Below are 25,012 nucleotides of genomic sequence, written 5' to 3'. Positions count from 1 at the left end.
CGGCACCCCCAGGGGTGCCGGGCCTCACGGCTGTTGTGCGGCGGGTGCTTCCGCCGGGCGGCCTGTCACCCGGCGGAAGCACCCGCCGGACGGCTTCGCCACGGGCGGCGTCCCGCCGGGCGGCCTTGCTAGCCGGCGGTGTCCGGGCGGGCGACCTGCCGCTTGCGCTGCATCGCCCAGAACCACTTCTGGGCGAGCAGCGTGAGCGTGCCGGCGACCACGATGCCGAGCAGGTTGAACAGCAGCTGCTTGGTGGATCCCCAGGTCTGGGAGTAGTCCGTGTAGCTGAGGGCCACGGCGGCGTTCGCGGCGGCCGGGACCGTCGTCACCGAGATCGCGACGCCGATCAGGGCACCCGACTTGGCGGACGTGAGGGACAGCGTCCCGGCGATCCCGGCGAGGAACGCCACCACGAACGACATCCAGTCCGGCTGCCAGATGAACGCGGTGTTCGGCCGGTCCGCCTCCACCATGGACTTCGAGAACAGCCCGAAGACGTCCATCAGCCAGCTGAAGCCCGCGGTCATGACCATCGCCACCGCGAAACCCGCGAGCAGCGCCCACAGCGACCGCCACACCAGCTGCGGGGCGCGCTGCACCAGCGCGGTGCAGATGCCCGCCAGCGGCCCGAACTCCGGGCCCACGGCCATCGCGCCGACGATCAGGATCGCGTTGTCGAGCATCACACCGCAGGCCGCCAGCATCGTGGCCACGGTGAGGAACGCGAGATAGGTGACGTTGAGCGTCGACTCCTCGTGCGTCGCGTCCCTCAACTGCTCCCACAGCACCGCGTCCGCGCCCTCGCCCGGTGCCTCCTCCTCCGCCTCGTCGGCCCGCTTCGACAGCGACAGGTCGATGGTCTCGACGGCGATCGAACCGGTCCGGTCGAGCCCCGACTCCCGGAGCGCGCCGATGAGTTCGTCACCCGCCTCGCGCGCGACGTCGCACATCACGACATCGCCCGCCGGATTGCGGGCGGCACCCGGGATCACGACGAGGTGCGTGGTGCCGACCGTCTTCTCGATCAGGCGTACCACGTCGTCGGTCCGGTCGGCGGGAGTGATCAGTCGCAGGTGCAGCATGGGGCGCAGAGTAGTCGTACGTACGGGGCGGCCGTACGGCGGTTCCGGCCGGGCGGCCGTGAGGGACCGTCACGGACGACGCCGGTGGGGGCTACAGCTTGCGCAGGCTCAGGCGCTGCACCTTGTGGTCCGGGCCCTTGCGCACGACGAGGGTCGCCCGGCCCCGGGTGGGGGCCACGTTCTCCAGCAGGTTGGGCTTGTTGATCGTGCGCCAGGTCGTGCGGGCGTAGTCGAGGGCTTCCTCCTCCGAGACCTGGGTGTACTTGCGGAAGTACGAGTCGGGCTTCTGGAAGGCGGTCGCGCGGAGCTTGCGGAAGCGGTTCAGGTACCAGCGCTCGATGTCCTCGGGGCGGGCGTCGACGTACACGCTGAAGTCGAAGTAGTCCGCGAGGCCGACGCGGGTGCGGCCGTCCTTGCCCGGCAGGGCCGGCTGCAGCACGTTCAGGCCCTCGACGATGAGGATGTCGGGGCGGCGGACCGTGAGCCGGTCGCCGGGCACGATGTCGTAGATCAGGTGCGAGTAGACGGGGGCCGTCACCTCGCCCTTGCCCGCCTTGATGTCGGCCACGAACCGGGTCAGGGCCCGGCGGTCGTACGACTCGGGGAAGCCCTTGCGGGACATCAGCCCGCGCGCCTCGAGCTCCTTGGTGGGGAGCAGGAAGCCGTCCGTGGTGACCAGCTCGACCCGGGGGTGCTCGGGCCAGCGGGAGAGCAGCGCCTGGAGCAGCCGGGCGACCGTGGACTTGCCGACGGCCACGGAACCGGCGACGCCTATGACGAAGGGGGTGCCGGACTGCGAGCCCTTCTCACCGAGGAAGGTGTTCAGAGCGCCTCGGAGTCCGTCGGTGGCGCCGACGTAGAGATTCAGCAGCCTGGACAGCGGCAGATAGATGTCCCGCACCTCGTCGAGGTCGATGACATCGCCCAGACCGCGCAGCTTCTCGACCTCCTCGGCGTTGAGCGGGAGCGGCGTCTTTTCGCGCAGCGCGCTCCACTCGGCACGGGTGAGGTCGACGTAGGGAGTCGCCTCCGGCTTGGACCGGTGGGCGCTCCGCGGCAACGAGGAGACCGGAGAGATCACAGTCCATTGTTACGGGAGTATGGACGGGATGGAGGGTGGGGTCCGTCACGCCGGGTGATCCCGGACGGGTCCCGGGAGCCCGGCGACCGTCTCCAAGGGCGCCAGAATTTCCGATATCGGGCACGGTGAGCCTGATTCGGACGGGCGGAGGACCGTACGCTGCCGCCATGTGCGGAATCGTGGGTTATGTGGGGTCGCAGTCGGCGCTCGACGTGGTGATGGCCGGACTGAAGAGGCTCGAGTACCGGGGATACGACTCGGCGGGTGTCGCCGTCCTGGCGGACGGGGGCCTCGCCGTCGCGAAGAGGGCCGGGAAACTGGTCAACCTGGAGAAGGAGCTCGCCGGCCGGCCGCTGCCGGCCGGAACGACGGGGATCGGGCACACCCGCTGGGCCACCCACGGGGGACCCACGGACGCCAACGCGCATCCGCACCTCGACAACGCGGGCCGGGTCGCCGTCGTCCACAACGGCATCATCGAGAACTTCGCGCTGCTCCGCGCCGAGCTGGCCGAGCGGGGCCACGACCTGGCCTCCGAGACGGACACCGAGGTGGTCGCCCATCTGCTCGCCGAGGAGTTCTCCTCGTGCGCGGACCTGGCGGAGGCGATGCGGCTGGTGTGCCGTCGTCTGGAGGGCGCGTTCACGCTGGTCGCGGTGGACGCCGACGATCCGGACGTGGTCGTGGGGGCGCGCCGGAACTCACCGCTGGTGGTCGGTGTCGGGGAGGGCGAGGCCTTCCTCGCCTCGGACGTCGCGGCGTTCATCGCCCACACCCGGTCGGCGATCGAACTGGGGCAGGACCAGGTGGTCGAGCTGCGCCGGGACGGTGTGACCGTCACCGGCTTCGACGGCAGCCCCGCCGAGGTCCGCTCGTACCACGTCGACTGGGACGCGTCGGCGGCGGAGAAGGGCGGCTACGACTACTTCATGCTCAAGGAGATCGCCGAGCAGCCCAAGGCGGTCGCCGACACCCTGCTGGGACGGATCGACGCGGCCGGTTCGCTGACGCTCGACGAGGTGCGCATCCCGGTCCAGGTGCTGCGCGAGATCGACAAGGTCGTCATCATCGCCTGCGGGACCGCCTTCCACGCCGGACTGATCGCCAAGTACGCCATCGAGCACTGGACGCGCGTCCCGTGCGAGGTGGAGCTGGCCAGCGAGTTCCGTTACCGGGACCCGATCCTGGACCGACGTACGCTCGTCATCGCGATCTCGCAGTCCGGCGAGACCATGGACACGCTGATGGCACTGCGGCACGCCCGTGAGCAGGGCGCCAAGGTGCTCGCGATCTGCAACACCAACGGCTCGACGATCCCGCGCGAGTCCGACGCGGTGCTGTACACGCACGCGGGCCCCGAGGTCGCCGTCGCCTCCACCAAGGCCTTCCTGACCCAGCTCGTGGCCTGCTACCTGGTGGCGCTGTACCTGGGCCAGGTACGCGGCACCAAGTGGGGTGACGAGATCCAGGCCGTGATCCGGGAGCTGTCGCGCATCTCCCGCGAGGTCGAGCGGGTCCTGGAGACGATGGAGCCCGTACGGGAGCTCGCGCGCTCCCTCGCCGACAAGGACACGGTGCTGTTCCTCGGCCGCCACGTGGGCTATCCGGTCGCCCTCGAAGGCGCGTTGAAGCTCAAGGAGCTGGCGTACATGCACGCCGAGGGCTTCGCGGCGGGTGAGCTGAAGCACGGCCCGATCGCGCTGATCGAGGAGGATCTGCCGGTGGTGGTGATCGTGCCGTCGCCCCGGGGCCGGTCCGTCCTCTACGACAAGATCGTCTCCAACATCCAGGAGATCAGGGCCCGGGGCGCCCGCACGATCGTGATCGCGGAGGAGGGCGACGAGGCGGTCGTCCCGTACGCCGACCACCTGATCCGCATCCCGGCCACGCCGACGCTGTTGCAGCCGCTGGTGGCGACGGTCCCGCTGCAGGTCTTCGCCTGCGAGCTGGCCACCGCTCGGGGGAACGAGGTGGACCAGCCTCGGAACCTGGCGAAATCGGTGACAGTGGAGTGAGATCGGGCCGCCCCGCCGGCCGCGCGGCCGGCGGGGCGGCTCTCCATCTCCGGGAAGGAAGGGGGATCCATGGCCGATCCGGACAGTGAATTTCTCACCCACGCGTCGGAAGTCGCCTTCGACCTCGGGTGCGACCGTTTCCGCGTCACCGCGCTCACGCTCCGGTCCCGCTCCATCGAATGCACCGAGATCGGCGGCCCGTCGGAGCCGCCCGTGTACGCCGAGGGCGAGCCGCCCGGCACCGGACGCGAGGCGCGCCGTACGTACGACTGGCAGCCCGCCGCCGACGCGCCGTCCTGGATGAACATGGCGTGGCTGCTGGAGGATCTGGCCGCCTGGGTCGACCGGATGGCCGAGGACGACATCACCCTGATCGGCCTGGAGGCTCCGGAGCCGGACTGGTGCGACGTGCTGGTCCTCGACGGGGACAGCCGCCTACGGGTCCGGATCGCGCTGGCCGGCCGGCGCGATGTCCTGGACTTCCCCGGAATGTATCTGCGGGACCTGTTCGCCGAGGGCCGCTCCCGCGCCCACCTGACGGAGGACCGGTCGGTGGTCGATCTGCGGGCTGTTCTCTGAAGGGGCCGTCGGCGCCGTCCGGCCGGGTGAATCGCCGTCGGCGCGCCGGGCGATCGGGGCGGGCGCGCACGGTGTGCGTCGGCCGCCACCTGGGCACGTCGGGTGTCCGGACCGCCGTAGGGTGCGGACATGAGCATCATCGGGGTCGGTATCGACGTGGCCGAGATCGATCGGTTCCGGGCGTCGCTGGAGCGGACGCCGGGGCTGGCCGAACGCCTTTTCGTGGAGCGTGAGTTGCTGCTGCCCAGCGGTGAGCGGCGGGGCATCGCCTCGCTCGCGGCGCGGTTCGCGGCGAAGGAGGCGCTCGCCAAGGCGCTGGGCGCCCCGGCGGGGCTGTACTGGACGGACGCCGAGGTCTTCGTCGAGGACAGCGGCCAGCCGCGCCTGCGCGTGAAGGGCACGGTGGCGGCCCGGGCGGCCGAACTGGGCGTGCGGTCCTGGCATGTGTCGCTCAGTCATGACGCCGGGGTGGCCTCGGCGGTGGTGGTGGCGGAGGGCTAGCGGGAGGGTCTGCTTCCGCCTGAGCGGGTACGGCGGCCGGGAGGGCCGGCCCCGGCCGGGGCTGAACGGCTGCCTGAGCAGCCGCCCTGGACGGGGCGAGCACCGTGTGCGCCGGTGCGGGAGACTCGGCTCCATGCGTACTGCGTACAGCGTGGAGACCGTAAGGGCCGCCGAGCGGGAGCTGATGGCACGGCTTCCCGAGGGGGCGTTGATGCAGCGGGCGGCCGCCGGGCTGGCCGCCGCCTGCGCGGACCTGCTCGGCCGGGTGTACGGCCGCCGGGTGGTGCTGCTGGTGGGCAGCGGGGACAACGGGGGCGACGCCCTGTACGCGGGGGCGCGCCTCGCCCGGCGCGGCGCCGGCGTCACCGCGGTGCTGCTCGCCCCCGGACGGACGCACCCGGGGGGACTGGCGGCGCTGCTCCGCGCCGGCGGCACCTCGGCCTCGCCCGACGCCGCCGAACCGCTCGTGCGGCGGGCCGATCTCGTCGTCGACGGCATCGTCGGGATCGGCGGCAAGGGCGGCCTGCGGCCGGACGCCGCACGGCTCGCCGAACTCGCGCACGCGTCCCGTGCCGCCGTCGTCGCCGTCGATCTGCCGAGCGGTGTCGAGGCGGACACCGGAGAGGTGCTCGGCGCCGCGGTCCGCGCCGATCTGACCGTCACCTTCGGCACCCACAAGCCGGGACTGCTCATCGATCCGGCGCGGGGGTACGCCGGTTCCGTACGCCTCGTCGACATCGGGCTCGACCTGCCGGAGCCGGCCGATCTGGAGGCCCTCCAGCACGCCGATGTCGCGGCCCTGCTGCCCCTGCCGGGGGCGGAGAGCGACAAGTACCGGCGCGGTGTCGTCGGGATCGCCGCCGGGTCCGCCCGCTACCCCGGAGCCGCGGTGCTCGCCGTGTCCGGGGCGCTGCGCGGCGGGGCCGGGGCCGTGCGGTACGTCGGGCCCGCCGCGGACGCCGTCATCGCGCGCTTTCCCGAGACGCTGGTGTCCGACAAGGGGCCGTCGAAGGCGGGCCGGGTGCAGGCCTGGGTGGTGGGCCCCGGGGCCGGGGACGACGCCTCGGCCGTCGCGGAGGTGCTGGACGCGGACGTGCCGGTGCTGGTCGACGCGGACGGGTTGCGGCTCGCCGGGCGGGAGACGGTGCGGGCCCGCACCGCGCCGACGCTGATGACCCCGCACGCCGGGGAGGCCGCCGCGCTGCTCGGGGTCCCGCGGGAGGCGGTGGAGACGGCCCGGCTCGCTTCCGCGCGGGAACTCGCGGGGCTGTACGGGGCGACCGTCCTGCTCAAGGGGGCGACGACACTGGTCGCCGACCCCACGGGCGGGGCGGTGCGGGTGAACGCCACGGGGACGGCGTGGCTGGCCACCGCGGGGAGCGGGGACGTGTTGTCGGGGCTGGCGGGGTCGCTGCTGGCGGCGGGGCTCCGCGCGATCGACGCGGGGAGCGTCGCCGCGTATCTCCACGGGCTCGCGGGGCGCTTCGCGGCGGACGGCGCGCCCGCCGGGGCCCATGACGTGGCCGCCGCGATCCCGGAGGCATGGCGCGACGTACGCGACTGACACCGAGCCGCCCTCTTTCCCGCCCCTGGTCCTGGAACCGGCCCTGCCGCCCGTCGTTCACGCCTCTGGTCCCGGGACCGGCTCTACCGGCCCTGGGACCGGCGCCCTACCTGACGGCGCCTGGACGCGTTGCCCAGATCGGGGGACCCCTTCCGCGCGGCTCACCCGGGGGTGCCGCGCCGTTGCGTATGGCTGATCGCATGATGATCAGACGAAGGGTGTGCCGGGGGATCGCGGTGCTGCTGGCGGTGGTGGCGGCCGTGCCCGTGGGGACGGCGGCCGCCGTCCCCACGCCGCCTGCGCCCGCCTCCGGGCCCGTCGGCGAGTCGGTGCTCCGAGCGGTGAAGGGGCCGTATCCGCCGTGGCGGGGCGAGATTCTGGACCCGGTGTCCCCGGCCGTGGACACGCCCGGTGCGGGGGAGGAAGCGCGGGAACCGCTGGGTACCTCCACTTCCGCGGGCGACGGCACGCCGAACTCGTACGTGCCGTTCGGCGACGGGGCCGCCGGCCCGGCGGTGGCCTGCGTCGGCCGGACCGGTCCGCACCAGCGGCAGGTCGAGCGATGGCTGAGGCTGACGGTGGACGGGAAGCAGTCGGCGGCCGACTGCCGGGCCATCCGCGCCTTCCAGGTGAAGCAGGGCATCCGGCCGGCCAGTGGGTTCGCCGGACCGCTGACCTGGGCCCGCATGCGGCTGCTGTCCGCCCGGAGCGACCCGGACGCCGGCCGCGGCTGCCCGGCCCGCTCCTACCGGGTCGCCTGCGTCGACCTCACCCGTCGGCTCACCTGGGTGCAGCAACGCGGCAGGATCCTGTACGGGCCGGTGCCGATGCGCAGCGGCGGGGCCGGGCACCGCACCAGGACCGGCTGGTTCACGATCTACTGGAAGCACCGGAACCACTGGTCGACGCTGTACAACACCCCCATGCCGTACGCCCAGTTCTTCAGTCGGGGGCAGGCCTTCCACGCCATCCGCGGCAGCATCCGCACGACCGGCGGTTCGATGGGCTGCGTGAACCTGCGGCTCGCCGACGCCCGCGCGCTCTGGAGCGTGCTCAGGAAGGGCGACCGCGTCTACGTATGGGGCCGAAGGTCCGGCAGCTAGGCAGCGGAACCGCCCCTGGGCTGCCCCCGGGCCTGCCCCGGGCAACGCCGGGCCTGCGTTCGGGCCGCTCCTGGGCCGCTCCTGGGCCACTCCCGGGCCGCTCCTGGGCCACTCCCGGGCCTGCCCGCGGGCCGTGCCTGGGCCTGCCCGCGGGCCGTGCCTGGGCCTGCCCTCGGGCCACCCCCGGGCCGCGCTCGGGCCGCGCTCGGGCTACCCCGGGCCGCGCTCGGGCTACCCCGGGCCGCGCCCGGGCCGCGCTCGGGCCTGCCTTCGGGCCGTGCCCGGGCCACCCCCGGGCCGCTCCTGGGCCGCTCCTGGGCCACCCCCGGGCCGCCCCCGGGTCCACCCCGGGCCCGCCCTCGGTCCCTCCCCGGGGCCGTCCCGGGGACCGGTGCCGGAAGGCTGTCGTGCGCCTCTGAGAGACTGGGGCGCGATGACAGAGACAGCACACCCGCGGACGGCACCCCTGCGCGCCCGCGCCGAGATCGATCTGGCCGCCCTGCGAGCCAACGTGCGGACCCTGCGTGCCCACGCGCCGACCGCGGCCGTGATGGCCGTGGTCAAGTCCGACGCGTACGGCCACGGCGCGGTCCCGTGCGCCCGCGCGGCGCGCGAGGCGGGCGCCACCTGGCTCGGCACGGCCACCCCGGAGGAGGCGCTCGCGCTGCGGGCGGCCGGCCTGCCGGGGCGCATCATGTGCTGGCTCTGGACCCCGGGCGGCCCCTGGGCGGAGGCCATCGAGGCCGATGTCGACGTGTCGGTCAGCGGGATGTGGGCGCTGCGGGAGGTCGTGGCGGCCGCCGAGGCCGTCGGCGCGCCCGCCCGCGTGCAGCTCAAGGCCGACACCGGTCTCGGGCGCGGCGGCTGCCAGCCCGCCGACTGGCCGGAGCTCGTCACCGAGGCACTGGCCGCCGAGGCGCGCGGACTGATCACCGTCACCGGGCTCTGGTCGCACTTCGCCTGCGCCGACGAGCCGGGTCACCCCTCGATCCAGGCCCAGCTGGAGCTCTTCCGCGAGATGGTGGCGTACGCCGAGGAGCAGGGCGTCCGCCCCGAGGTGCGGCACATCGCCAACTCGCCCGCGACGCTGACCCTCCCCGAGAGCCACTTCGACCTCGTACGGACCGGGATCGCGGTCTACGGGATCTCGCCGAGCCCGGAGCTCGGCACCCCGGCCGACCTCGGACTGCGCCCGGTGATGACGCTGAGCGCCTCGCTCGCGCTGGTGAAGCACGTTCCGGCGGGCCACGGCGTGAGCTACGGCCATCACTACATCACCCCCGGCGAGACCACGCTCGGCCTGGTCCCCGTCGGCTACGCGGACGGCGTCCCGCGGCACGCCTCCGGCACCGGTCCCGTCCTGGTCGGCGGCAAGTGGCGTACGGTCGCGGGCCGGGTCGCCATGGACCAGTTCGTGGTGGACCTCGGCGGTGACGAGCCGGAGCCCGGCGCTCCGGCGGTCCTGTTCGGGCCCGGCGACGGCGGTGAGCCGACCGCCGAGGACTGGGCGCGCGCGACGGGCACGATCGCGTACGAAATCGTCACGCGCATCGGAACCCGCGTTCCACGCGTCTACGTGAATGTGAAAGAGGAACAAGGCGGGTAACACCCCTTAGCCGAACAGGTGCGCGGGGCCCGGCGAGCGGAGAGCGGCGGGCGGAACACGGCGGGCGGGAGCCGGACCGGAGCGCGCCCAGCCGAGAGCCCACAGCCGGAGCGAAGAGGAGCGGGACGTGAGCGAGAGCAGCGCGGAGGCCGTCGTGAGTGCGGCCTCGGCGGCCGCCGCCTCCGCCGGGAACTGGCGCAAGGCCGGAGTGGCCGGTGCCGCGATAGGCGTGGTCGCGGCGGGCGCCGCGGCCGGAGTCGCGATCGAGCGGCTCACGGTCGGCCGCGGCATGCGCAAGAAGGCGCGCCTCGCCCTCGACTCGGCCGGCCCGTACGGCTCGCTGCGCGGCACACCGGGCAAGGCGTACGCCGACGACGGCACCGAGCTGTACTACGAGGTCGACGAGGCCGAGCCGGAGGCCTCGCTCGCCCCGCGCCGGCGCAGGCTCTTCGGCCGCAAGGCCCCCGCCCCCGTCACCGTCGTCTTCAGCCACGGCTACTGCCTCAACCAGGACTCCTGGCACTTCCAGCGCGCCGCGCTGCGCGGTGTCGTGCGCACCGTGCACTGGGACCAGCGCAGCCACGGACGGTCCGGGCGTGGTGTCGCCCAGCTGGAGGACCGCAAGCCGGTCACCATCGACCAGCTCGGCCGCGATCTGCTGGCCGTCATCGAGGCGGCGGTGCCCGAGGGCCCGATCGTGCTCGTCGGGCACTCCATGGGCGGCATGACCGTGATGGCCCTCGCCGACCACTTCCCCGAGCTGATCCGCGACCGGGTCGTCGCCGTCGCCCTGGTCGGTACGTCGTCCGGGCGGCTCGGCGAGGTCAACTTCGGGCTGCCCGTCGCGGGCGTCAACGCCGTACGGCGCGTGCTCCCCGGCGTCCTGAAGGCCCTCGGCCAGCAGGCCGCCCTGGTGGAGCGGGGGCGGCGCGCCACGGCCGATCTGTTCGCCGGGGTCATCAAGCGGTACTCGTTCGCGAGCCGTGACGTCGACCCGGCCGTCGAGCGGTTCGCCGAGCGGATGATCGAGAGCACGCCGATCGACGTGGTCGCCGAGTTCTACCCGGCGTTCACCGAGCACGACAAGACCGCCGCACTCGCCCGTTTCACCGAGATGCCGGTCCTCGTCCTCGCCGGGGTCAAGGACCTGGTGACGCCGAGCGAGCACAGCGAGGCGATCGCCGACCTGCTGCCGGACGCGGAGCTGGTGCTCGTCCCCGATGCGGGACACCTGGTCATGCTGGAGCATCCCGAGGTCGTCATAGACCGCCTCGCCGACCTCCTCGTGCGCGCCGGAGCCGTGCCGGCAGGGGCTACCGTGGGCAGCTATGGAAGCACCAGCAGCAGCGCACAACCAGGCTGAGTCCGCGCAGGACGGGGTCAGCGCGCAGATCACCGTCACCTCCCCCGAGCAGATGCAGGAGCTGGGCCGCAGGCTCGCCGAACTGCTGCGCGCGGGCGACCTCGTGATGCTGAACGGCGAGCTCGGCGCGGGCAAGACCACGCTGACCCGTGGACTCGGCGAGGGGCTCGGCGTCCGAGGGGCGGTCACCTCGCCGACCTTCGTCATCGCCCGCGTGCACCCCTCCCTCGGCGGCGGACCGCCCCTCGTGCACGTCGACGCGTACCGCCTGGGCGGCGGGCTCGACGAGATGGAGGACCTCGACCTCGACGTCTCGCTCTCCGACTCCGTGATCGTCGTCGAGTGGGGCGAGGGCAAGGTCGAGGAGCTGACCGAGGACCGACTGCACCTCGTCATCCACCGGGCCGTCGGGGACACCACCGACGAGGTGCGGCACGTGACGGTCACGGGACTCGGGCGGCGCTGGGCCGCGGCGGATCTGACCGTGCTCGCGGCCTGACCGGGGTCTTCGAGCGGCGGGCGTCATTCGCTCGTACATTCGGCCAACGTTCCGACAGGACGTCGGCAAGATATTGCGTTCGGCGTCCCGGCCGTGGTCACATGGACACCAGTACGTGGTTAGGTCTACCTAACTGCGCCTGCCCCCGAAGCCCGAGGAGGCGTCCATGTCGGCTTCAGAGTCGGCTTCAGTGCCGGCTTCAGAACGTGACGTGCCGGCGGCGCCGCGCGCCACGGCCGGGGTGTCCATGCGGGATCTGCTGGCGGCCTGTGCCGCGGCGGAGGCGGTTTCCAGGCCGCCCCGCGAACCACTGGCCGAGCCAGGCGTCGCCGAACGGCCCCGCAAAGCCGCCTGACGCCGGTGCGGCAGGCGCCGTCACTTGATGACGACGACCTTCGCGCCCACGGTCGCGAACGCCCACATCGCGTCGCCGTCGGCGCGCGACGCCCGGATGCCGCCGAGCTTCTTCTCTGGGTCCGGGGCCTCCGTGGAGCCGTTCACCGCGGCACTGAAGCCGATCGCGACGCCGTTGACCAGCGTGAACCGTACGACGTGCTCGATCTGCGTTCCGTCTGACCCGGTGACCGCTCCCGCACGCGTCGTGACGGCGTAGGTGCCCGCGGCCGGGTCGACCGTGCCCGGGGTCACCTTGAAGGTGCGCCGCACCTTGTTGCCCGAGCCGACCAGCCACACCCGGTCGTCGCCGACCGAGTAGACGACCCGCGCGCCGGTGCCGGACGAGGACGGCAGCGCGGTGGGGTTCTTCTTGTCCCGGGGCGCCTTGGGGGCGGACGACTTGGCCGACACGCTCGCGCTCGGTTTGCCCAGGGTCTCCGGAACGTTCGCGGATGCCTGGAAGGCGAGGAAGCCGACTGCGGCGATCGCCGCCACGGTGAGCCCGGCCACGAATCCCGAGCTGCTCCTAGCCACCTTGTGTGCCCACCTCTCGACCTTCGTACGTCCTTGCTGTGACGGTAGCAGCCGAGGGACGGGAGTCCCGGGCGGCCTTGCGTCAGGCTCGGGCGCCGTAGGCTGTTTGCGTGCTCTTGCTCGCTCTGGATACCGCCACCCCCGCCGTGACCGTCGCCCTGCACGACGGCACGTCCGTCATCGCCTCGTCGAGCCAGGTGGACGCGCGCCGGCACGGAGAGCTGCTGCTGCCGGCCGTCGACCGGGTGCTCACCGAGGCAGGCCTCAAGCTGGACGCCGTCACCGGCATCGTCGTGGGCGTCGGCCCCGGCCCGTACACGGGGCTGCGCGTCGGCCTCATGACCGCCGACACCTTCGGACTCGCCCTCGGCGTGCCCGTGCACGGCGTCTGCACCCTCGACGGCCTCGCGTACGCGGCCGACATCGAGGGGCCGTTCGTCGTCGCCACGGACGCCCGGCGCAAGGAGGTCTACTGGGCGCGGTACGCCGACCGCCGCACCCGGCTGTCGGAGCCCGCCGTGGACCGTCCCGCCGAGATCGACGGAACGGTCACCGCGCTGCCCGCCGTCGGCGCGGGCGCCCTCCTCTACCCCGACACCTTCCCGGACGCCCGCGCCCCCGAGAACGTCTCGGCCGCCGCGCTCGCCTCCCTGGCCGCGGAGAAGCTGGCCGCCGGCGAGGAACTGGAGCCGCCCCGGCCGCTGTACCTGCGCCGCCCGGACGCCCAGGTGCCCAAGAACTACAAGGTGGTCACCCCCAAGTGACCGCCGTGCTGCGCGAGATGCGCTGGTGGGACATCGATCCCGTACTGGAGCTGGAGAAGGAACTCTTCCCCGTGGACGCCTGGTCCCGGGGCATGTTCTGGTCCGAGCTGGCCCACTCCCGCGGGCCGCAGGCGACCCGGCGCTATCTGGTCGCCTGCGACGGCGACCGGGTCGTCGGATACGCCGGGCTGGCCGCCTCGGGAGACCTGGGCGACGTCCAGACCATCGCGGTGCGGCGGGACCAGTGGGGCACCGGCCTCGGCGCCCGGCTGCTCACCGAACTGCTGCGGGCCGCGAGCGCCTTCGACTGCGCCGAGGTGATGCTCGAATGCCGCGTGGACAACGTCCGCGCGCAGAAGCTGTACGAGCGCTTCGGCTTCGAGCCCATCGGCTTCCGGCGCGGTTACTACCAGCCGGGGAACGTGGACGCCCTCGTGATGCGCCTGCACGACCCCTCCGCCTCCGTACAAGGAACAGAGACCCATGGCTGACGAACCTCTCGTCCTCGGCATCGAGACCTCCTGCGACGAGACCGGTGTCGGCATCGTCCGCGGCACCACCCTGCTCGCGGACGCGATCGCGTCGAGCGTCGACGAGCACGCGCGCTTCGGCGGGGTCGTGCCCGAGGTCGCCTCCCGGGCGCACCTGGAGGCGATGGTGCCGACCATCGACCGGGCGCTGAAGGAGGCGGGGGTGACGGCCAGGGACCTGGACGGCATCGCCGTCACCGCCGGGCCCGGGCTCGCCGGTGCGCTGCTCGTCGGGGTCTCGGCGGCGAAGGCGTACGCGTACGCGCTGGGCAAGCCGCTGTACGGCGTCAACCACCTCGCCTCCCACATCTGCGTGGACCAGCTGGAGCACGGCGCGCTGCCCGAGCCGACGATGGCCCTGCTGGTGTCCGGCGGCCACTCGTCGCTGCTGCTGTCCACCGACATCACCTCCGACGTACGGCCGATGGGCGCGACCATCGACGACGCGGCGGGCGAGGCCTTCGACAAGATCGCGCGCGTGCTGAACCTCGGCTTCCCGGGCGGCCCGGTCATCGACCGGTACGCGAAGGAGGGCGACCCGAAGGCCATCGCGTTCCCGCGCGGCCTCACCGGGCCGCGCGATCCGGCCTACGACTTCTCCTTCTCCGGTCTGAAGACCTCCGTGGCCCGCTGGATCGAGGCCAAGCGGGCGGCCGGGGAGGACGTGCCCGTGCGTGACGTGGCCGCGTCCTTCCAGGAGGCCGTGGTGGACGTGCTCACCCGCAAGGCCGTCCGGGCCTGCAAGGACCAGGGCGTCGACCACCTCATGATCGGCGGTGGCGTGGCCGCCAACTCGCGGCTGCGGGTGCTCGCGCAGGAGCGCTGCGAGGCCGCCGGTATCCGGCTCCGGGTTCCGCGCCCGAAGCTGTGCACGGACAACGGCGCGATGGTCGCCGCGCTGGGCGCCGAGATGGTCGCCCGGAACCGGGCCGCCTCCGACTGGGATCTGTCGGCGGACTCGTCGCTGCCGGTGACGGACCCGCATGTGCCGGGGCGCGGCCACGCGCACACGCACGATCACGTGCACGAGGTCGCCAAGGAGAACCTGTACTCGTGACCGTCGCGCTGATGTGGGAGGCCCGGGCCGTCACGGGCCGGGGCGAGGATCTGCTCGCCTGGGTGCGGGGACAGGAGATCGCCGGGGAGCCGGTGCGGCGGGAGATCCTGCGGGCGCCCCAGGACCGGGTGCTCGTCATCACCTGGTGGGACGCCGCGTACGACGCCGAACTTCCCGAACTGCCCGAGCCCGACGGTGAGTTGGTGACTCGGGCGGTGCACAGGTGGCGCTTCGAGTCGGTGGGCTGACGGCGGCCGGAGCCCGGCCGCCCCGCCGTTCCGCCCCTGCCCCGGACCGCTCGGCTTCCGGGCTTCCGGCCACTCCGCCCCCGGCCGGGCTTCCCGTCGACCTGGGTTTTCCGGAAGACTCCTGCAAAGTTTCGTACGGGTGTGTGGAACCGTGGGGGAGTCTTGGACACGTCGACGGAGGTGGGCGCAGTGGCCCGGGAGAGCATCAGGAACAAGGTGACGATCACGGAGATCGCCCGGGAGGCCGGGGTCTCGGTGCCCACCGTGTCGCGTGTCGTCAACGGCCGCTCCGACGTGTCACCGGAGACCCGGGCGCGGGTCGAGGACCTGCTGCGCCATCACGGCTACCGGCGCAAGCCGTCGGCGCCCGGTGACCGCGCGGCCCTCATCGACCTGGTCTTCAACGACCTCGACAGCCCCTGGGCCGTGGAGATCATCCGCGGGGTCGAGGAGGTCGCGCACGCGGCGGGTGTGGGCACCGTGGTCTCCGCGATCCACGGCGCCTCCGGGTCGGCCCGCCAGTGGATGACCAACCTGCGGGCCCGCGCCTCGGACGGCGTGATCCTGGTGACCTCGGTCCTCGAACCCCGGCTCCACGAGGAGCTGCGGCGGCTCGGGGTGCCGCTCGTGGTCGTCGACCCGGCCGGCTCCCCGTCGCTGGAGGTGCCGACCGTGGGCGCCACCAACTGGGCGGGCGGGATGTCCGCGACGGAGCATCTGCTCGGCCTCGGCCATCGCCGGATCGGCTTCATCGCCGGACCGCCGCGGCTGATGTGCTCGCGGGCGCGGCTGGACGGGTACCGGGCGGCGCTGGAGGGCGCCGGCGTCGGTGTCGACGACGCCCTGATCGTGCCGGGGGACTTCTACCACGCGTCGGGTTTCGAGGGCTGCAACACGCTGCTCGACCTGGCCGAGCCGCCCACCGCGCTGTTCGCGGCGAGCGACCAGATGGCGCTGGGAGCGATCGAGGCGCTGCGGCGACGGGGGCTGCGGGTGCCGGAGGACATGAGCGTCGTCGGGTTCGACGACCTGCCCGAGGTGCGCTGGTCGGCCCCGCCGCTCACCACCGTGCGCCAGCCGCTCGCCGACATGGGCAAGCTGGCGACCCGCACGGTCCTGCGGCTGGCCCTGGGGGAGGACCCGGCGTCCCCCCGCGTCGAACTGGCCACCGAACTGGTGGTCCGAGCGAGCACGGCGGCACGGACGGTCTGACGCGGGGCGGCCGGTACCGGACGGTCTGACGCGGGGCGGCCGGTACCGGACGGTCTGACGCGGGGGCGTTCGGCGCGAGAGATCCGACGCCGGGGCGCCCGACGCCGGGGCGCCCGACGCCGGGGCGCCCGACGCCGGGGTGCCTGACGCGGGACGCCCGTGCGTGGCGACAGGCCCGAGGCATGCCGCCGGGACCCGTTCCCACAGAGCGCGCCGCGCGTCCCGCCACCCCAACTCCGATATTTGTCAGGAGCGTTGACATACCTGTCCGGCGCCCGTAACTTCCGTGCGCACTCGACCGATAATTTTCGGCACTCTTCCGGAAGGTGTGCGATGCGAGCGTTGGGCAACACCTCTCTTTCCCGCCGTGGGTTCCTGGCGGCCTCCGCCGCGACCGGACTGGGGGCGGCCGCCCTGAGCGCGTGCGGCTCGTCCGACAGCGGGAACAGCTCGGGCACGACCACCATCGAGTGGTGGAACATCACCACCACACAGCCGGCGAAGAAGATCTGGGCCCAGCGCGCCAAGGACTTCGAGGCCGCGCACCCCGACGTGAAGATCAAGATCGTCACGCTGGAGAACGAGGCGTACAAGGCGAAGATGACGGCGCTGACCACCTCGGGCAAGCTGCCGGACATCTTCCACACCTGGGGCGGCGGGGTCCTCGGACAGCAGATCGACGCGGGCCTGGTCGAGGACCTGACCGGAAAGGTCTCCTCCTGGACCAAGGACTACCTCCCGGCCGCGCTGGCGGCCTACCGGTTCGACGAGAAGACGTACGCCGTCCCGTTCGACATCGGCATGGTCGGCTTCTGGTACAACAAGGCGCTCTTCAAGAAGGCCAAGATCGACACCCCGCCCACCACCTGGTCCGGCTATCTCGACGCGGTCAAGGCGCTGAAGAGCGCCGGCGTCACGCCCATCGCCCTGGCCGGCAAGGAGAAGTGGCCCGGCATGTACTACTGGGCGTACCTGTCGATGCGGGTCGCGGGCCTCGACGCGATGCAGAAGGCCGCCACCGACGCCGACTTCACCGGCGACGGCTTCGTCAAGGCCGGTCAGCACCTCAAGGACCTCGTCGCCCTCGAACCCTTCCAGAAGGGCTTCCTCGGCGCCGCCTACTCCACGCCGAACGGCGAGGCGGCCACCATGGGCAACGGCAAGGCGGCCATGGAACTGATGGGCCAGTGGGCGCCCGTCGTCGAGAACGACTCGGGCAAGGGCATCGGCAAGGACCTCGGCTTCTTCTCCTTCCCCGCCGTCGAGGGCGGAAAGGGCGCGCTCACCGAGGTGTTCGGCGGAGGCGGCGGACACGCGGTGCGCAAGGGGGCTCCGGACGCGGCGGTGGAGTTCCTGAAGTTCTTCGCCGAGCGGGAGTTCGCCGCGAAGCTCGTCAAGGAGACCGGCCTGGTGCCCGTGTCCAAGGACGTGCGCTCCGCGCTGACCGACCCCAACCTCAGCGCCGTCTCGGACGCCCTCGCCTCGTCCACCGGCTTCCAGCTCTACCTCGACCAGGCGTACGCGCCCGCCGTCGGCCAGGAGATCAACGACAGTGTCGCCGCGCTCATCGCCGGCTCCAAGTCTCCCGAGCAGGTCGCGCGTTCGGTGACCCAGGTCGCCAAGAGCGAGAAGAGCTAACGGCCCCCCGATGACGCACTCGACGACCTCGACGTACCCACCGGTCATCGGCAAGTCCTCCGGGCCGGTGACCGGTTCCCCCGGTCCCTCGGCGGCGCCGCCCGTCCGGCGCCGGGTGCGCGCCTGGCTGGGCGCCTTCGTCTTCACCGTCCCGGCTCTCGCGCTCTTCGGGCTGCTCGTCCTCGTCCCGATGGGCTACGCCTTCTACGTCAGCTTCTTCAACTGGGGTGGTTTCGGGACGCCTTCGGACTCCGTGGGGTTCGCCAACTACACCCGGCTGCTCGACGACCCGGTCTTCCTCGGCGACCTGTGGCGCGGCTTCCTGCTCATCGCCTTCTCGATCGTGCTGCAACTGCCGTTCGCGCTCGCCATGGCCGTCCTGCTCAACCAGCGGCTGCGCGGCCGGGCCGTCTACCGGATGCTGTTCTTCGCGCCGTACGTGCTCTCCGAGGTCATCACCGGCGTGCTGTTCGGCATGATCTTCGCGCCGGACGACGGTCTCGCCGACAGACTGCTCGGCTCGATCGGTCTCGACGGCGTGGGCGGGCTCTGGTTCGCGGGCCAGAACACCGTGCTGCCCACCCTCTTCCTGGTCATGACCTGGAAGTACTTCGGCTTCCACATGATGCTGTACCTGGCGGGCCTCCAGGGCATCCCGGCCGAACTGCACGAGGCGGCGCGCATCGACGGCGCCGGCACCTGGCAGCGCTTCCGGCACATCACCCTGCCGCTGCTCGCACCGACCCTGCGGATCAGCGTGTTCCTGTCCGTGATCGGCGCCATCCAGCTCTTCGACCTGGTGTGGGTGATCTCGGCGGGCGGACCCGACCATCACTCCGAAACCATGGTCATCAGCATGTTCCAGTACGGCTTCAAGCGCTACCAGATGGGCTACGCCAGCGCCATCAGCGTGGCGATGTTCCTGATCAGCCTCGTCTTCGCCCTCGCCTACCAGCGTTTCGTGCTGCGCCGCGACACCGAAGGAGCCATCACCAGCATGCGAGCCAACCGATGAGCGCGCCGAAGGACGTCGTACGCCGCCGACGGCTGCGCAGCGTCCCCGTGTACGTCGTCCTGTGGCTGGTCGCCGCCGTCATGGTGACGCCCCTGCTGTTCGCCCTCGTCTCCGGTTTCAAGACGACCGACCAGCTCTCCAGCAACACCTTCGGTCTGCCGCACCCGTGGGTGACCTCGAACTACACGTCCCTGCTCGGCTCGGGCCCGTTCTGGCGGGCGGTCGGCAGCAGCACGCTGATCGCGGTGGCGACCGCCGTCCTGACCGTGGGGGTGTCGGCGCTCGCCGCCTACGCGCTGGCCCGGTTCGCCTTCCGGGGACGGGAGGTGCTGTTCACCGTCTTCACCATGGGGCTGATGTTCCCGTTCGCGGTGGCGATCCTGCCGCTGTTCATCCTGCTCCGCACGGTGGGGCTGCTCGACAACCCCTGGGGCGTGATCCTGCCCCAGGCGGCGTTCGGGCTGCCGCTGACGATCGTCATCCTGCGCGGCTTCTTCCGGGAGATCCCGGGAGAGCTGGAGGAGGCGGCGATCCTCGACGGCTGCTCCGCCTTCGGCTTCTTCTGGCGCATCCTGCTGCCACTGGCCCGCCCCGCGCTCGGCACGGTCTCCGTGCTGGCCATCGTCGGGAGCTGGAACAACTTCCTGCTGCCCCTGCTCGTCTTCAGCGAACCCAGCTGGTGGACGGTCCCCGTCGGCATCCAGCAGTTCCAGGGCCAGTACGCCTCCGACGTGGCCCGCATCTTCGCCTACCTGGTGCTCGCCATGGCACCCGCCCTGGCCTTCTACGCGGTCGCCGAACGACAGCTGATCGGCGGCATCACGCTCGGCGCGACGAAGGGCTGAGCCGCGGCACGGCCCCGTCCGCGGTCCTCGCGGTTCCCCGGACCCCCCGGACCCCCCGGACCCCCGGGACCCCCGGGACCCCCGGGACCCCCGGGACCCCCGGACCCCCGGGACCCCCGGGACCCCCGGGACCCCCGGACCCCCCGGACCCCCCGGGACCCCCCGGACCCCCGGGTTCTCCGGACCACCCGGACACCCACGCCGCACATGACGCCCGGGACGCCCCGGATTCCCTTACGGATGCGAGGAGTTACATGATCCACCCCTGGCAGGACCCCGCTCTGCCCGCAGGCGTCCGCGCCGCCGACCTGCTCGCCCGGATGACCCCGCGCGAGAAGACCGCCCAGCTCTACAGCGTCTGGCCCGGCTCGAACGAGACGCCGGGCGGCGACATGGCGCCCCTCCAGCACGCCCTGTCCGAGGACATCGACCTGGCCGGACTGCTGCCCGACGGGCTCGGCCAGCTCACCCGCCCCTTCGGCACGGCGCCGGTCGAGCCCGCCGAGGGCGCCGCCCGGCTCGCCTCCCTCCAGGAACGCATCCGCTCCGCCAACCGCTTCCGGCTGCCCGCCCTCGCCCACGAGGAGTGCCTGACCGGCTTCACGGCCTGGCGGGCCACCGTCTTCCCCACCCCGCTGGCCTGGGGCGCGACCTTCGATCCGGCCCTGGTGAAGGAGATGGCGTCGGCGATCGGCGCCTCGATGCGCTCGGTCGGCATCCACCAGGGACTCGCCCCCGTCCTCGACGTCGTACGCGATCCCCGCTGGGGTCGTACGGAGGAGTCGATCGGCGAGGACCCCCACCTGGTGGCGACCGTCGGCACCGCCTACGTCCAGGGTCTCCAGTCCGCGGGTGTGGTCGCCACGCTCAAGCACTTCGCCGGGTACTCGGCCTCACGCGGAGCCCGCAACCACGCGCCCGCCTCCATCGGCCCGCGCGAACTCGCCGACGTGATCCTGCCGCCGTTCGAGATGGCCGTACGGGAGGGCGGTGCCCGCTCGGTGATGGCGGCCTACAACGACCTCGACGGGCTGCCCGCCCACGCCCACCACCAGCTCCTCACCCAACTGCTGCGAGAGGAATGGGGGTTCGCCGGGACGGTGGTCGCCGACTACTTCGGGGTGTCCTTCCTGGAGTCCGCGCACGGGCTCACCGACTCCCCGGCGGGTGCGGCCGCGCTCGCGCTCGCGGCGGGCGTCGACGTCGAACTCCCCGCGGTGCGCTGCTACGGGGCCGGACCGCTCGACGAGGAGTCCGTGGACCGGGCCGCGCTGCGGGTGCTGACGCAGAAATGCGAACTGGGACTGCTGGACCCGGACTGGACCTCGCCCAGCGCCGACGGTCCGGTGGATCTCGACCCGCCTCATATGCGCGCGCTGGCACGGCGGCTGGCCGAGGAGTCGGTCGTGCTGCTGGCCAACGGCGGCGGGCTGCCGTTCGGGCCCGAGGCGCGGCGGATCGCGGTGCTCGGACCGCTCGCCGACGACCCGGCGGGCCTGCTCGGCTGCTACACCTTCCCCCGCCATGTCCTCCTGGACCACCCCGATGTGCCGATGGGTGTCGCCGTGCCGACGCTGCTCGAAGCGCTGCGCGCGGAGCTGCTCGGCGTGGAGTTCACGGACGACGCCGTGGGAGCCGACGTGTGCGTGATCGCGGTCGGCGACCGTTCCGGGCTGTTCGGGCGGGGCACCTCCGGCGAGGGCTGCGACGCGGCCGACCTCGAACTTCCCGAAGGTCAGAGCGAGTTGGTGGACAAGGCGCTGGCCTCCGGAACACCGGTCGTGCTCGTGCTGCTCTCCGGGCGCCCCTACGCGCTCGGCCGCTGGGCGGACCGGTGCGCGGCGGTGGTGCAGACGTTCTTCGCGGGCCAGGAGGGCGCGCCCGCGATCGCCGGGGTCCTCTCCGGCCGGGTCAACCCCTCGGGGCGGCTCCCGGTGAGCGTGCCGCGCGACCCGGCGGGCCAGCCGTGGACCTATCTCGCGCCGCCGCTCGGCCGGCTCGGTGAGGCGAGCACCCTCGACCCGACCCCGCTGTACGCCTTCGGGCACGGACTCTCCTACACCTCGTACGCCTGGCTGCCGCCGACGGCCGACGACCGGGTGGTCGCGACCGACGGTGAGACGACGGTGCGGCTGACCGTGCGCAACACGGGGGAGCGGGCCGGAACGGAGGTCGTGCAGCTCTACCTCCACGACCCGGTCGGCAAGGTGGCCCGCCCGGTGGCCCGGCTCGTGGGCTACGCACGCGTCCCGCTGGAGGCGGGCGCGTCGGCCGAGGTCCACTTCACGGTCCCGGCCGAACTGGCCGCGTACACCGGCCCCGACGGGCGGCGGATCGTCGAACCCGGCGAGCTGGAACTGCGGCTGGGGGTGTCGAGCGCCGACGGCGACCTGCGCCACGCGGTGCCGCTGACGCTGACCGGACCCGAGCGCGTGGTGGGTCCCGGACGGCGGATGCGGTGCGAGGTCCGGGTGAAGTGAGGAGCGAATCTTTCGGGCCACACGGCGCAGCCGTGACGAGGTGATTGGCGTCAAAGGGGGTTCGGCGTGCCGGCGGGCGAAGCTACGATCCCGCCCATGACTCAGTCGAACCCGTCGAATCCGTCACCGGCCACCAGGGACAACGGGTCGAATCGGCCGGGCGTGCGGTCGGCGGGGACCGCGACGCTCGCCGAGATCGCCCGCGAGGCCGGAGTGTCGGCTCCGACTGTTTCGAAGGTGCTCAACGGCCGTGCCGATGTCGCCCCGGCGACCCGCACCCGTGTCGAGGAGCTGCTGCGCGACTACGGATACCGGCGGCGCCGGGCCGAGGCGACCCGGTCGCCCCTCATCGACCTGGTCTTCCACGAGCTGGAGAGCGCCTGGGCGATGGAGGTCATCCGGGGCGTCGAGAACGTCGCCCGGGACGAGGGGCTGAGCGTGGTGCTGTCCGAGAGCGCGGGCCGGCTCACCCCCGGCCGCACCTGGGCCGACCAGGTCGCGGCGCGCCGCCCGTACGGGGTGATCCTGGTGCTGTCCGGGCTCGACGAGTCCGGGCGGGCGCTGCTGACCAGCAGATCCGTCCCGTTCGTCGTGATGGACCCGGCCGGTGACCCGGGCGACGACGTGCCGTCCATCGGCGCCACCAACTGGCACGGCGGCCTCGCGGCGACCCGCCATCTGATCGAGCTCGGCCACACCAGGATCGGCGCGATCAGCGGGCCCTCGCGGATGATGTGCAGCCGCGCCCGGGTCGACGGCTATCGTGCCGCGCTGGAGACCGCGGGGCTGCCCGTCGACCCCGCGCTGATCCGCCCCGGAAACTTCCATCACGAGAGCGGCTACCGGGCCGGTCTCGAACTCCTCCGTGGGCCCGACCGGCCCACGGCCGTCTTCGCCGGCAACGACCTCCAGGCGCTCGGCCTCTACGAGGCGGCGCGCGAGCTGGGGCTGCGCGTTCCCGAGGACCTGAGCGTCGTCGGCTTCGACGATCTGCCGGTGGCGCGCTGGGTGGGGCCGCCGCTGACGACCGTACGGCAGCCGCTGACGGAGATGGCCGAGGCGGCGGCGAAGCTGGTGATCGAACTCGGCCGCCAGGAAAGGCCGTCGGCCGGAACGAGGATGGAGCTGGCGACGAGCCTGGTGGTGCGCAGCAGCACGGGGGCACCTCCGGCGTGAGCGGTGGGCGGTGAGCCGCGGACCGTGAGCTGCGGGCCGCGGACGGTGAGCCGCGGGCCGTCCTGTGTGGGGTGAAGGTGTCCGTGTGGTCCGGTGCGGGCGCGAGCGGGGGACCGGGGGGACCGGAGGGTTTGTGCGGTCCGGAGGGGGCTGTGGGGTCAAGGTGCCTGTTCTGGCTGGAAGTTGACGCAGAGACAGTGTTGACGGGTGGGGCATCCCGCTCCACACTCCTCCGAAGTCAATCGGTTGGACGACCGAAACTTTCGGAGGCACCCCGCCATGAGAACCTCCCGAACCCCCGGAACCACTTCCTTACGACGCCGCGCCGCCGCCCTGTTCACCGGCGCCATCACCGTGGGCGCCCTGCTCGCGGCCGGCACCACGGCGCACGCCGCCGACACCCCGCTGCGTGACCTCGCCGCCGCCAAGGGCAAGGTCATCGGCACGGCGGTCACCGGCTCCAAGCTGACCGGGACGTACGGCGACATCGCCGGGGCCCAGTTCAACTCGCTGACGCCGGGCAACGCCATGAAATGGGGCACCGTCGAGCCCACCCGGGGCAGCTTCGACTGGGCCGAGGCGGACCAGATCGTCGCGTTCGCGCAGGCCCACGACCAGCAGGTGCGCGGTCACACCCTGGTCTGGCACAGCCAGAACCCGAGCTGGCTGACGAACGGCACCTGGACGACCGCCGAGCTGAGCGGCCTGCTCCAGAACCACATCACCACCGAAGTCACCCGCTACAAGGGCAAGCTGGCCGCCTGGGACGTGGTCAACGAGCCCTTCAACGAGGACGGCACCTACCGCTCGACCCTCTGGTACAACGGCCTCGGCGCGGACTACATCGCCCAGGCGCTGACCTGGGCGCACGCCGCCGACCCGAGCGCCGAGCTCTACATCAACGACTACAACGTCGAGGGCGTCAACGCCAAGAGCACCGCCCTCTACAACCTGGTCAAGTCCCTCAAGGAGCGCGGCGTCCCGATCGACGGTGTCGGTCTTCAGGCCCATCTCATCCTCGGCCAGGTACCCGGCACGCTCCAGCAGAACATCCAGCGCTTCGCCGACCTCGGCGTCGATGTCGCGATCACGGAGCTGGACATCCGGATGCAACTCCCGTCCGACAGCACGAAACTGGCGCAGCAGGCCGCCGACTACAAGGCGGTGTTCGACGCCTGTGTCGCCGTGACCCGCTGCCACGGCGTGACCGTCTGGGGTTTCACCGACTCCGACTCCTGGATCCCGGACGTCTTCTCGGGGTACGGCGCGGCGACACCGTACGACGAGAGCTACGTGCCGAAACCGGCGTACTCCGCGATCGCGACCTCGCTCGGCGGCACCTCGGCACCGCCGCCGACCGGCGCGTGCACGGCGACCTACAGCGTCCAGAGCCAGTGGAACACCGGCTTCACGGGGCAGGTCCGCATCGCGTGCTCCGGGGCCGCGCTGGCGTCCTGGAAGGTGAACTGGACGTACGGCGCGGGCCAGCGGATCACCCAGGCCTGGAACGCGGCCTGCACGCAGACCGGCACGGCGGTGAGCTGCGCCAACGCCTCCTACAACGGGACCGTCCCGGACGGCGGCTCCGTGACCTTCGGGTTCAACGCCTCCTGGAGCGGGAGCAATCCGGTGCCCACGGTGACGCTGGGCTGAACCGGGGCAGGGTCCGGGCCGAGTCGGCGCTGAGTCCGGCCTGAGAAGCATGAGATTCTCCGAAGAAAATC

General features: G+C 72.5%; 22 protein-coding genes. 19 read left to right on the top strand and 3 right to left on the bottom strand.

Features of this window, described 5'->3' with window-relative positions:
- Positions 1 to 128: 128 nt before the first annotated feature.
- Together OOK38_RS09685 and coaA are read right to left on the bottom strand one after the other, a co-directional pair.
- Positions 129 to 1,082, bottom strand: coding sequence for a DUF389 domain-containing protein (locus OOK38_RS09685; protein WP_266848356.1), 954 nt, complete (start codon positions 1,080 to 1,082; stop codon positions 129 to 131).
- A 91-nt stretch (positions 1,083 to 1,173) separates the two neighbouring features.
- Positions 1,174 to 2,163: a type I pantothenate kinase gene (coaA, locus tag OOK38_RS09680; RefSeq protein ID WP_266761778.1), complete on the bottom strand. Its 990-nt coding sequence runs from the start codon at positions 2,161 to 2,163 to the stop codon at positions 1,174 to 1,176.
- Between the two features lie 167 nt (positions 2,164 to 2,330).
- Between coaA and glmS the strand changes: the two genes are divergently transcribed.
- The 8 genes from glmS (at position 2,331) to tsaE (ending at position 11,393) form a co-directional block, all read left to right on the top strand.
- A complete protein-coding gene (glmS, locus tag OOK38_RS09675) occupies positions 2,331 to 4,178 on the top strand; it encodes a glutamine--fructose-6-phosphate transaminase (isomerizing) (RefSeq protein WP_266761779.1) in 1,848 nt (615 codons plus the stop codon).
- A gap of 69 nt (positions 4,179 to 4,247) precedes the next feature.
- The gene (locus OOK38_RS09670) at positions 4,248 to 4,757 is read left to right on the top strand and encodes a hypothetical protein (RefSeq protein ID WP_266761780.1); all 510 of its coding nucleotides are present in this window, start codon (positions 4,248 to 4,250) and stop codon (positions 4,755 to 4,757) included.
- 129 nt (positions 4,758 to 4,886) lie between these two features.
- Positions 4,887 to 5,258 carry a holo-ACP synthase gene (locus tag OOK38_RS09665; protein WP_266761781.1) on the top strand — a complete coding sequence of 124 codons (372 nt, stop codon included), beginning with the start codon at positions 4,887 to 4,889 and terminating at the stop codon, positions 5,256 to 5,258.
- A 133-nt stretch (positions 5,259 to 5,391) separates the two neighbouring features.
- A complete protein-coding gene (locus OOK38_RS09660; RefSeq protein ID WP_266761782.1) occupies positions 5,392 to 6,822 on the top strand; it encodes an NAD(P)H-hydrate dehydratase in 1,431 nt (476 codons plus the stop codon).
- A 200-nt stretch (positions 6,823 to 7,022) separates the two neighbouring features.
- Positions 7,023 to 7,925: a L,D-transpeptidase family protein gene (locus tag OOK38_RS09655; protein WP_266761784.1), complete on the top strand. Its 903-nt coding sequence runs from the start codon at positions 7,023 to 7,025 to the stop codon at positions 7,923 to 7,925.
- 433 nt (positions 7,926 to 8,358) lie between these two features.
- Positions 8,359 to 9,531: an alanine racemase gene (alr, locus tag OOK38_RS09650; RefSeq protein WP_266761786.1), complete on the top strand. Its 1,173-nt coding sequence runs from the start codon at positions 8,359 to 8,361 to the stop codon at positions 9,529 to 9,531.
- A gap of 127 nt (positions 9,532 to 9,658) precedes the next feature.
- Entirely contained in the window at positions 9,659 to 10,894 is a 1,236-nt protein-coding gene (locus OOK38_RS09645; RefSeq protein ID WP_266761788.1) for an alpha/beta fold hydrolase, read from the top strand.
- Positions 10,860 to 11,393: a tRNA (adenosine(37)-N6)-threonylcarbamoyltransferase complex ATPase subunit type 1 TsaE gene (gene tsaE / locus OOK38_RS09640; protein ID WP_266761790.1), complete on the top strand. Its 534-nt coding sequence runs from the start codon at positions 10,860 to 10,862 to the stop codon at positions 11,391 to 11,393. The genes OOK38_RS09645 and tsaE overlap by 35 nt, the downstream gene beginning before the upstream one ends.
- Before the next feature lie 375 nt (positions 11,394 to 11,768).
- On the opposite strand, the gene OOK38_RS09635 is transcribed toward tsaE, so the two are convergent.
- Complete coding sequence (locus OOK38_RS09635; protein ID WP_266761791.1) at positions 11,769 to 12,323, bottom strand: hypothetical protein; 555 nt, start codon at positions 12,321 to 12,323, stop codon at positions 11,769 to 11,771.
- A 110-nt stretch (positions 12,324 to 12,433) separates the two neighbouring features.
- Between OOK38_RS09635 and tsaB the strand changes: the two genes are divergently transcribed.
- The 11 genes from tsaB (at position 12,434) to OOK38_RS09580 (ending at position 24,941) form a co-directional block, all read left to right on the top strand.
- Positions 12,434 to 13,087: a tRNA (adenosine(37)-N6)-threonylcarbamoyltransferase complex dimerization subunit type 1 TsaB gene (gene tsaB, locus OOK38_RS09630; RefSeq protein WP_266761793.1), complete on the top strand. Its 654-nt coding sequence runs from the start codon at positions 12,434 to 12,436 to the stop codon at positions 13,085 to 13,087.
- A 17-nt stretch (positions 13,088 to 13,104) separates the two neighbouring features.
- Positions 13,105 to 13,578 carry a ribosomal protein S18-alanine N-acetyltransferase gene (gene rimI / locus OOK38_RS09625; protein WP_266765807.1) on the top strand — a complete coding sequence of 158 codons (474 nt, stop codon included), beginning with the start codon at positions 13,105 to 13,107 and terminating at the stop codon, positions 13,576 to 13,578.
- Positions 13,571 to 14,674 (top strand): tRNA (adenosine(37)-N6)-threonylcarbamoyltransferase complex transferase subunit TsaD, encoded by a 1,104-nt coding sequence (tsaD, locus tag OOK38_RS09620; protein WP_266761795.1) that lies wholly within the window; start codon positions 13,571 to 13,573, stop codon positions 14,672 to 14,674. The genes rimI and tsaD overlap by 8 nt, the downstream gene beginning before the upstream one ends.
- Positions 14,671 to 14,922 (top strand): hypothetical protein, encoded by a 252-nt coding sequence (locus OOK38_RS09615; protein ID WP_266761797.1) that lies wholly within the window; start codon positions 14,671 to 14,673, stop codon positions 14,920 to 14,922. Before tsaD ends, OOK38_RS09615 begins: the two co-directional genes overlap by 4 nt.
- 189 nt (positions 14,923 to 15,111) lie before the next feature.
- On the top strand, positions 15,112 to 16,134 hold the full coding sequence (locus tag OOK38_RS09610; protein WP_266848355.1) for a LacI family DNA-binding transcriptional regulator: 1,023 nt from the start codon (positions 15,112 to 15,114) through the stop codon (positions 16,132 to 16,134).
- A gap of 342 nt (positions 16,135 to 16,476) precedes the next feature.
- Positions 16,477 to 17,772: an extracellular solute-binding protein gene (locus tag OOK38_RS09605; RefSeq protein WP_266765808.1), complete on the top strand. Its 1,296-nt coding sequence runs from the start codon at positions 16,477 to 16,479 to the stop codon at positions 17,770 to 17,772.
- Positions 17,773 to 17,782: 10 nt separating this feature from the next.
- Positions 17,783 to 18,787 carry a carbohydrate ABC transporter permease gene (locus OOK38_RS09600; RefSeq protein WP_266761800.1) on the top strand — a complete coding sequence of 335 codons (1,005 nt, stop codon included), beginning with the start codon at positions 17,783 to 17,785 and terminating at the stop codon, positions 18,785 to 18,787.
- Positions 18,784 to 19,632, top strand: coding sequence for a carbohydrate ABC transporter permease (locus tag OOK38_RS09595; RefSeq protein WP_266761802.1), 849 nt, complete (start codon positions 18,784 to 18,786; stop codon positions 19,630 to 19,632). Before OOK38_RS09600 ends, OOK38_RS09595 begins: the two co-directional genes overlap by 4 nt.
- 254 nt (positions 19,633 to 19,886) lie before the next feature.
- Positions 19,887 to 22,112, top strand: a complete 2,226-nt coding sequence (locus tag OOK38_RS09590; RefSeq protein ID WP_266761804.1) for a glycoside hydrolase family 3 N-terminal domain-containing protein — start codon at positions 19,887 to 19,889, stop codon at positions 22,110 to 22,112.
- Positions 22,113 to 22,208: 96 nt separating this feature from the next.
- A complete protein-coding gene (locus OOK38_RS09585; protein ID WP_266761806.1) occupies positions 22,209 to 23,288 on the top strand; it encodes a LacI family DNA-binding transcriptional regulator in 1,080 nt (359 codons plus the stop codon).
- Positions 23,289 to 23,567: 279 nt separating this feature from the next.
- Positions 23,568 to 24,941 carry an endo-1,4-beta-xylanase gene (locus OOK38_RS09580; protein ID WP_266761807.1) on the top strand — a complete coding sequence of 458 codons (1,374 nt, stop codon included), beginning with the start codon at positions 23,568 to 23,570 and terminating at the stop codon, positions 24,939 to 24,941.
- The last annotated feature ends 71 nt before the right edge of the window (positions 24,942 to 25,012 follow it).

The organism is Streptomyces sp. NBC_00568, from assembly GCF_026341855.1.
Lineage (GTDB): Bacteria > Actinomycetota > Actinomycetes > Streptomycetales > Streptomycetaceae > Streptomyces.
Note: the sequence above shows the minus strand (reverse complement) of the source record. Positions and strands in the feature narration are given on the sequence as shown.

What these genes read in the sequence shown, in the direction of transcription:
- OOK38_RS09685 (WP_266848356.1), bottom strand. Translation starts at nt 1,082, where the DNA reads ATGCTGCACCTGCGACTGATCACTCCCGCCGACCGGACCGACGACGTG.
- glmS (WP_266761779.1), top strand. Translation starts at nt 2,331, where the DNA reads ATGTGCGGAATCGTGGGTTATGTGGGGTCGCAGTCGGCGCTCGACGTG.
- OOK38_RS09670 (WP_266761780.1), top strand. Translation starts at nt 4,248, where the DNA reads ATGGCCGATCCGGACAGTGAATTTCTCACCCACGCGTCGGAAGTCGCC.
- OOK38_RS09665 (WP_266761781.1), top strand. Translation starts at nt 4,887, where the DNA reads ATGAGCATCATCGGGGTCGGTATCGACGTGGCCGAGATCGATCGGTTC.
- OOK38_RS09660 (WP_266761782.1), top strand. Translation starts at nt 5,392, where the DNA reads ATGCGTACTGCGTACAGCGTGGAGACCGTAAGGGCCGCCGAGCGGGAG.
- OOK38_RS09655 (WP_266761784.1), top strand. Translation starts at nt 7,023, where the DNA reads ATGATGATCAGACGAAGGGTGTGCCGGGGGATCGCGGTGCTGCTGGCG.
- alr (WP_266761786.1), top strand. Translation starts at nt 8,359, where the DNA reads ATGACAGAGACAGCACACCCGCGGACGGCACCCCTGCGCGCCCGCGCC.
- tsaE (WP_266761790.1), top strand. Translation starts at nt 10,860, where the DNA reads ATGGAAGCACCAGCAGCAGCGCACAACCAGGCTGAGTCCGCGCAGGAC.
- rimI (WP_266765807.1), top strand. Translation starts at nt 13,105, where the DNA reads ATGCGCTGGTGGGACATCGATCCCGTACTGGAGCTGGAGAAGGAACTC.
- tsaD (WP_266761795.1), top strand. Translation starts at nt 13,571, where the DNA reads ATGGCTGACGAACCTCTCGTCCTCGGCATCGAGACCTCCTGCGACGAG.
- OOK38_RS09600 (WP_266761800.1), top strand. Translation starts at nt 17,783, where the DNA reads ATGACGCACTCGACGACCTCGACGTACCCACCGGTCATCGGCAAGTCC.
- OOK38_RS09595 (WP_266761802.1), top strand. Translation starts at nt 18,784, where the DNA reads ATGAGCGCGCCGAAGGACGTCGTACGCCGCCGACGGCTGCGCAGCGTC.
- OOK38_RS09590 (WP_266761804.1), top strand. Translation starts at nt 19,887, where the DNA reads ATGATCCACCCCTGGCAGGACCCCGCTCTGCCCGCAGGCGTCCGCGCC.
- OOK38_RS09585 (WP_266761806.1), top strand. Translation starts at nt 22,209, where the DNA reads ATGACTCAGTCGAACCCGTCGAATCCGTCACCGGCCACCAGGGACAAC.
- OOK38_RS09580 (WP_266761807.1), top strand. Translation starts at nt 23,568, where the DNA reads ATGAGAACCTCCCGAACCCCCGGAACCACTTCCTTACGACGCCGCGCC.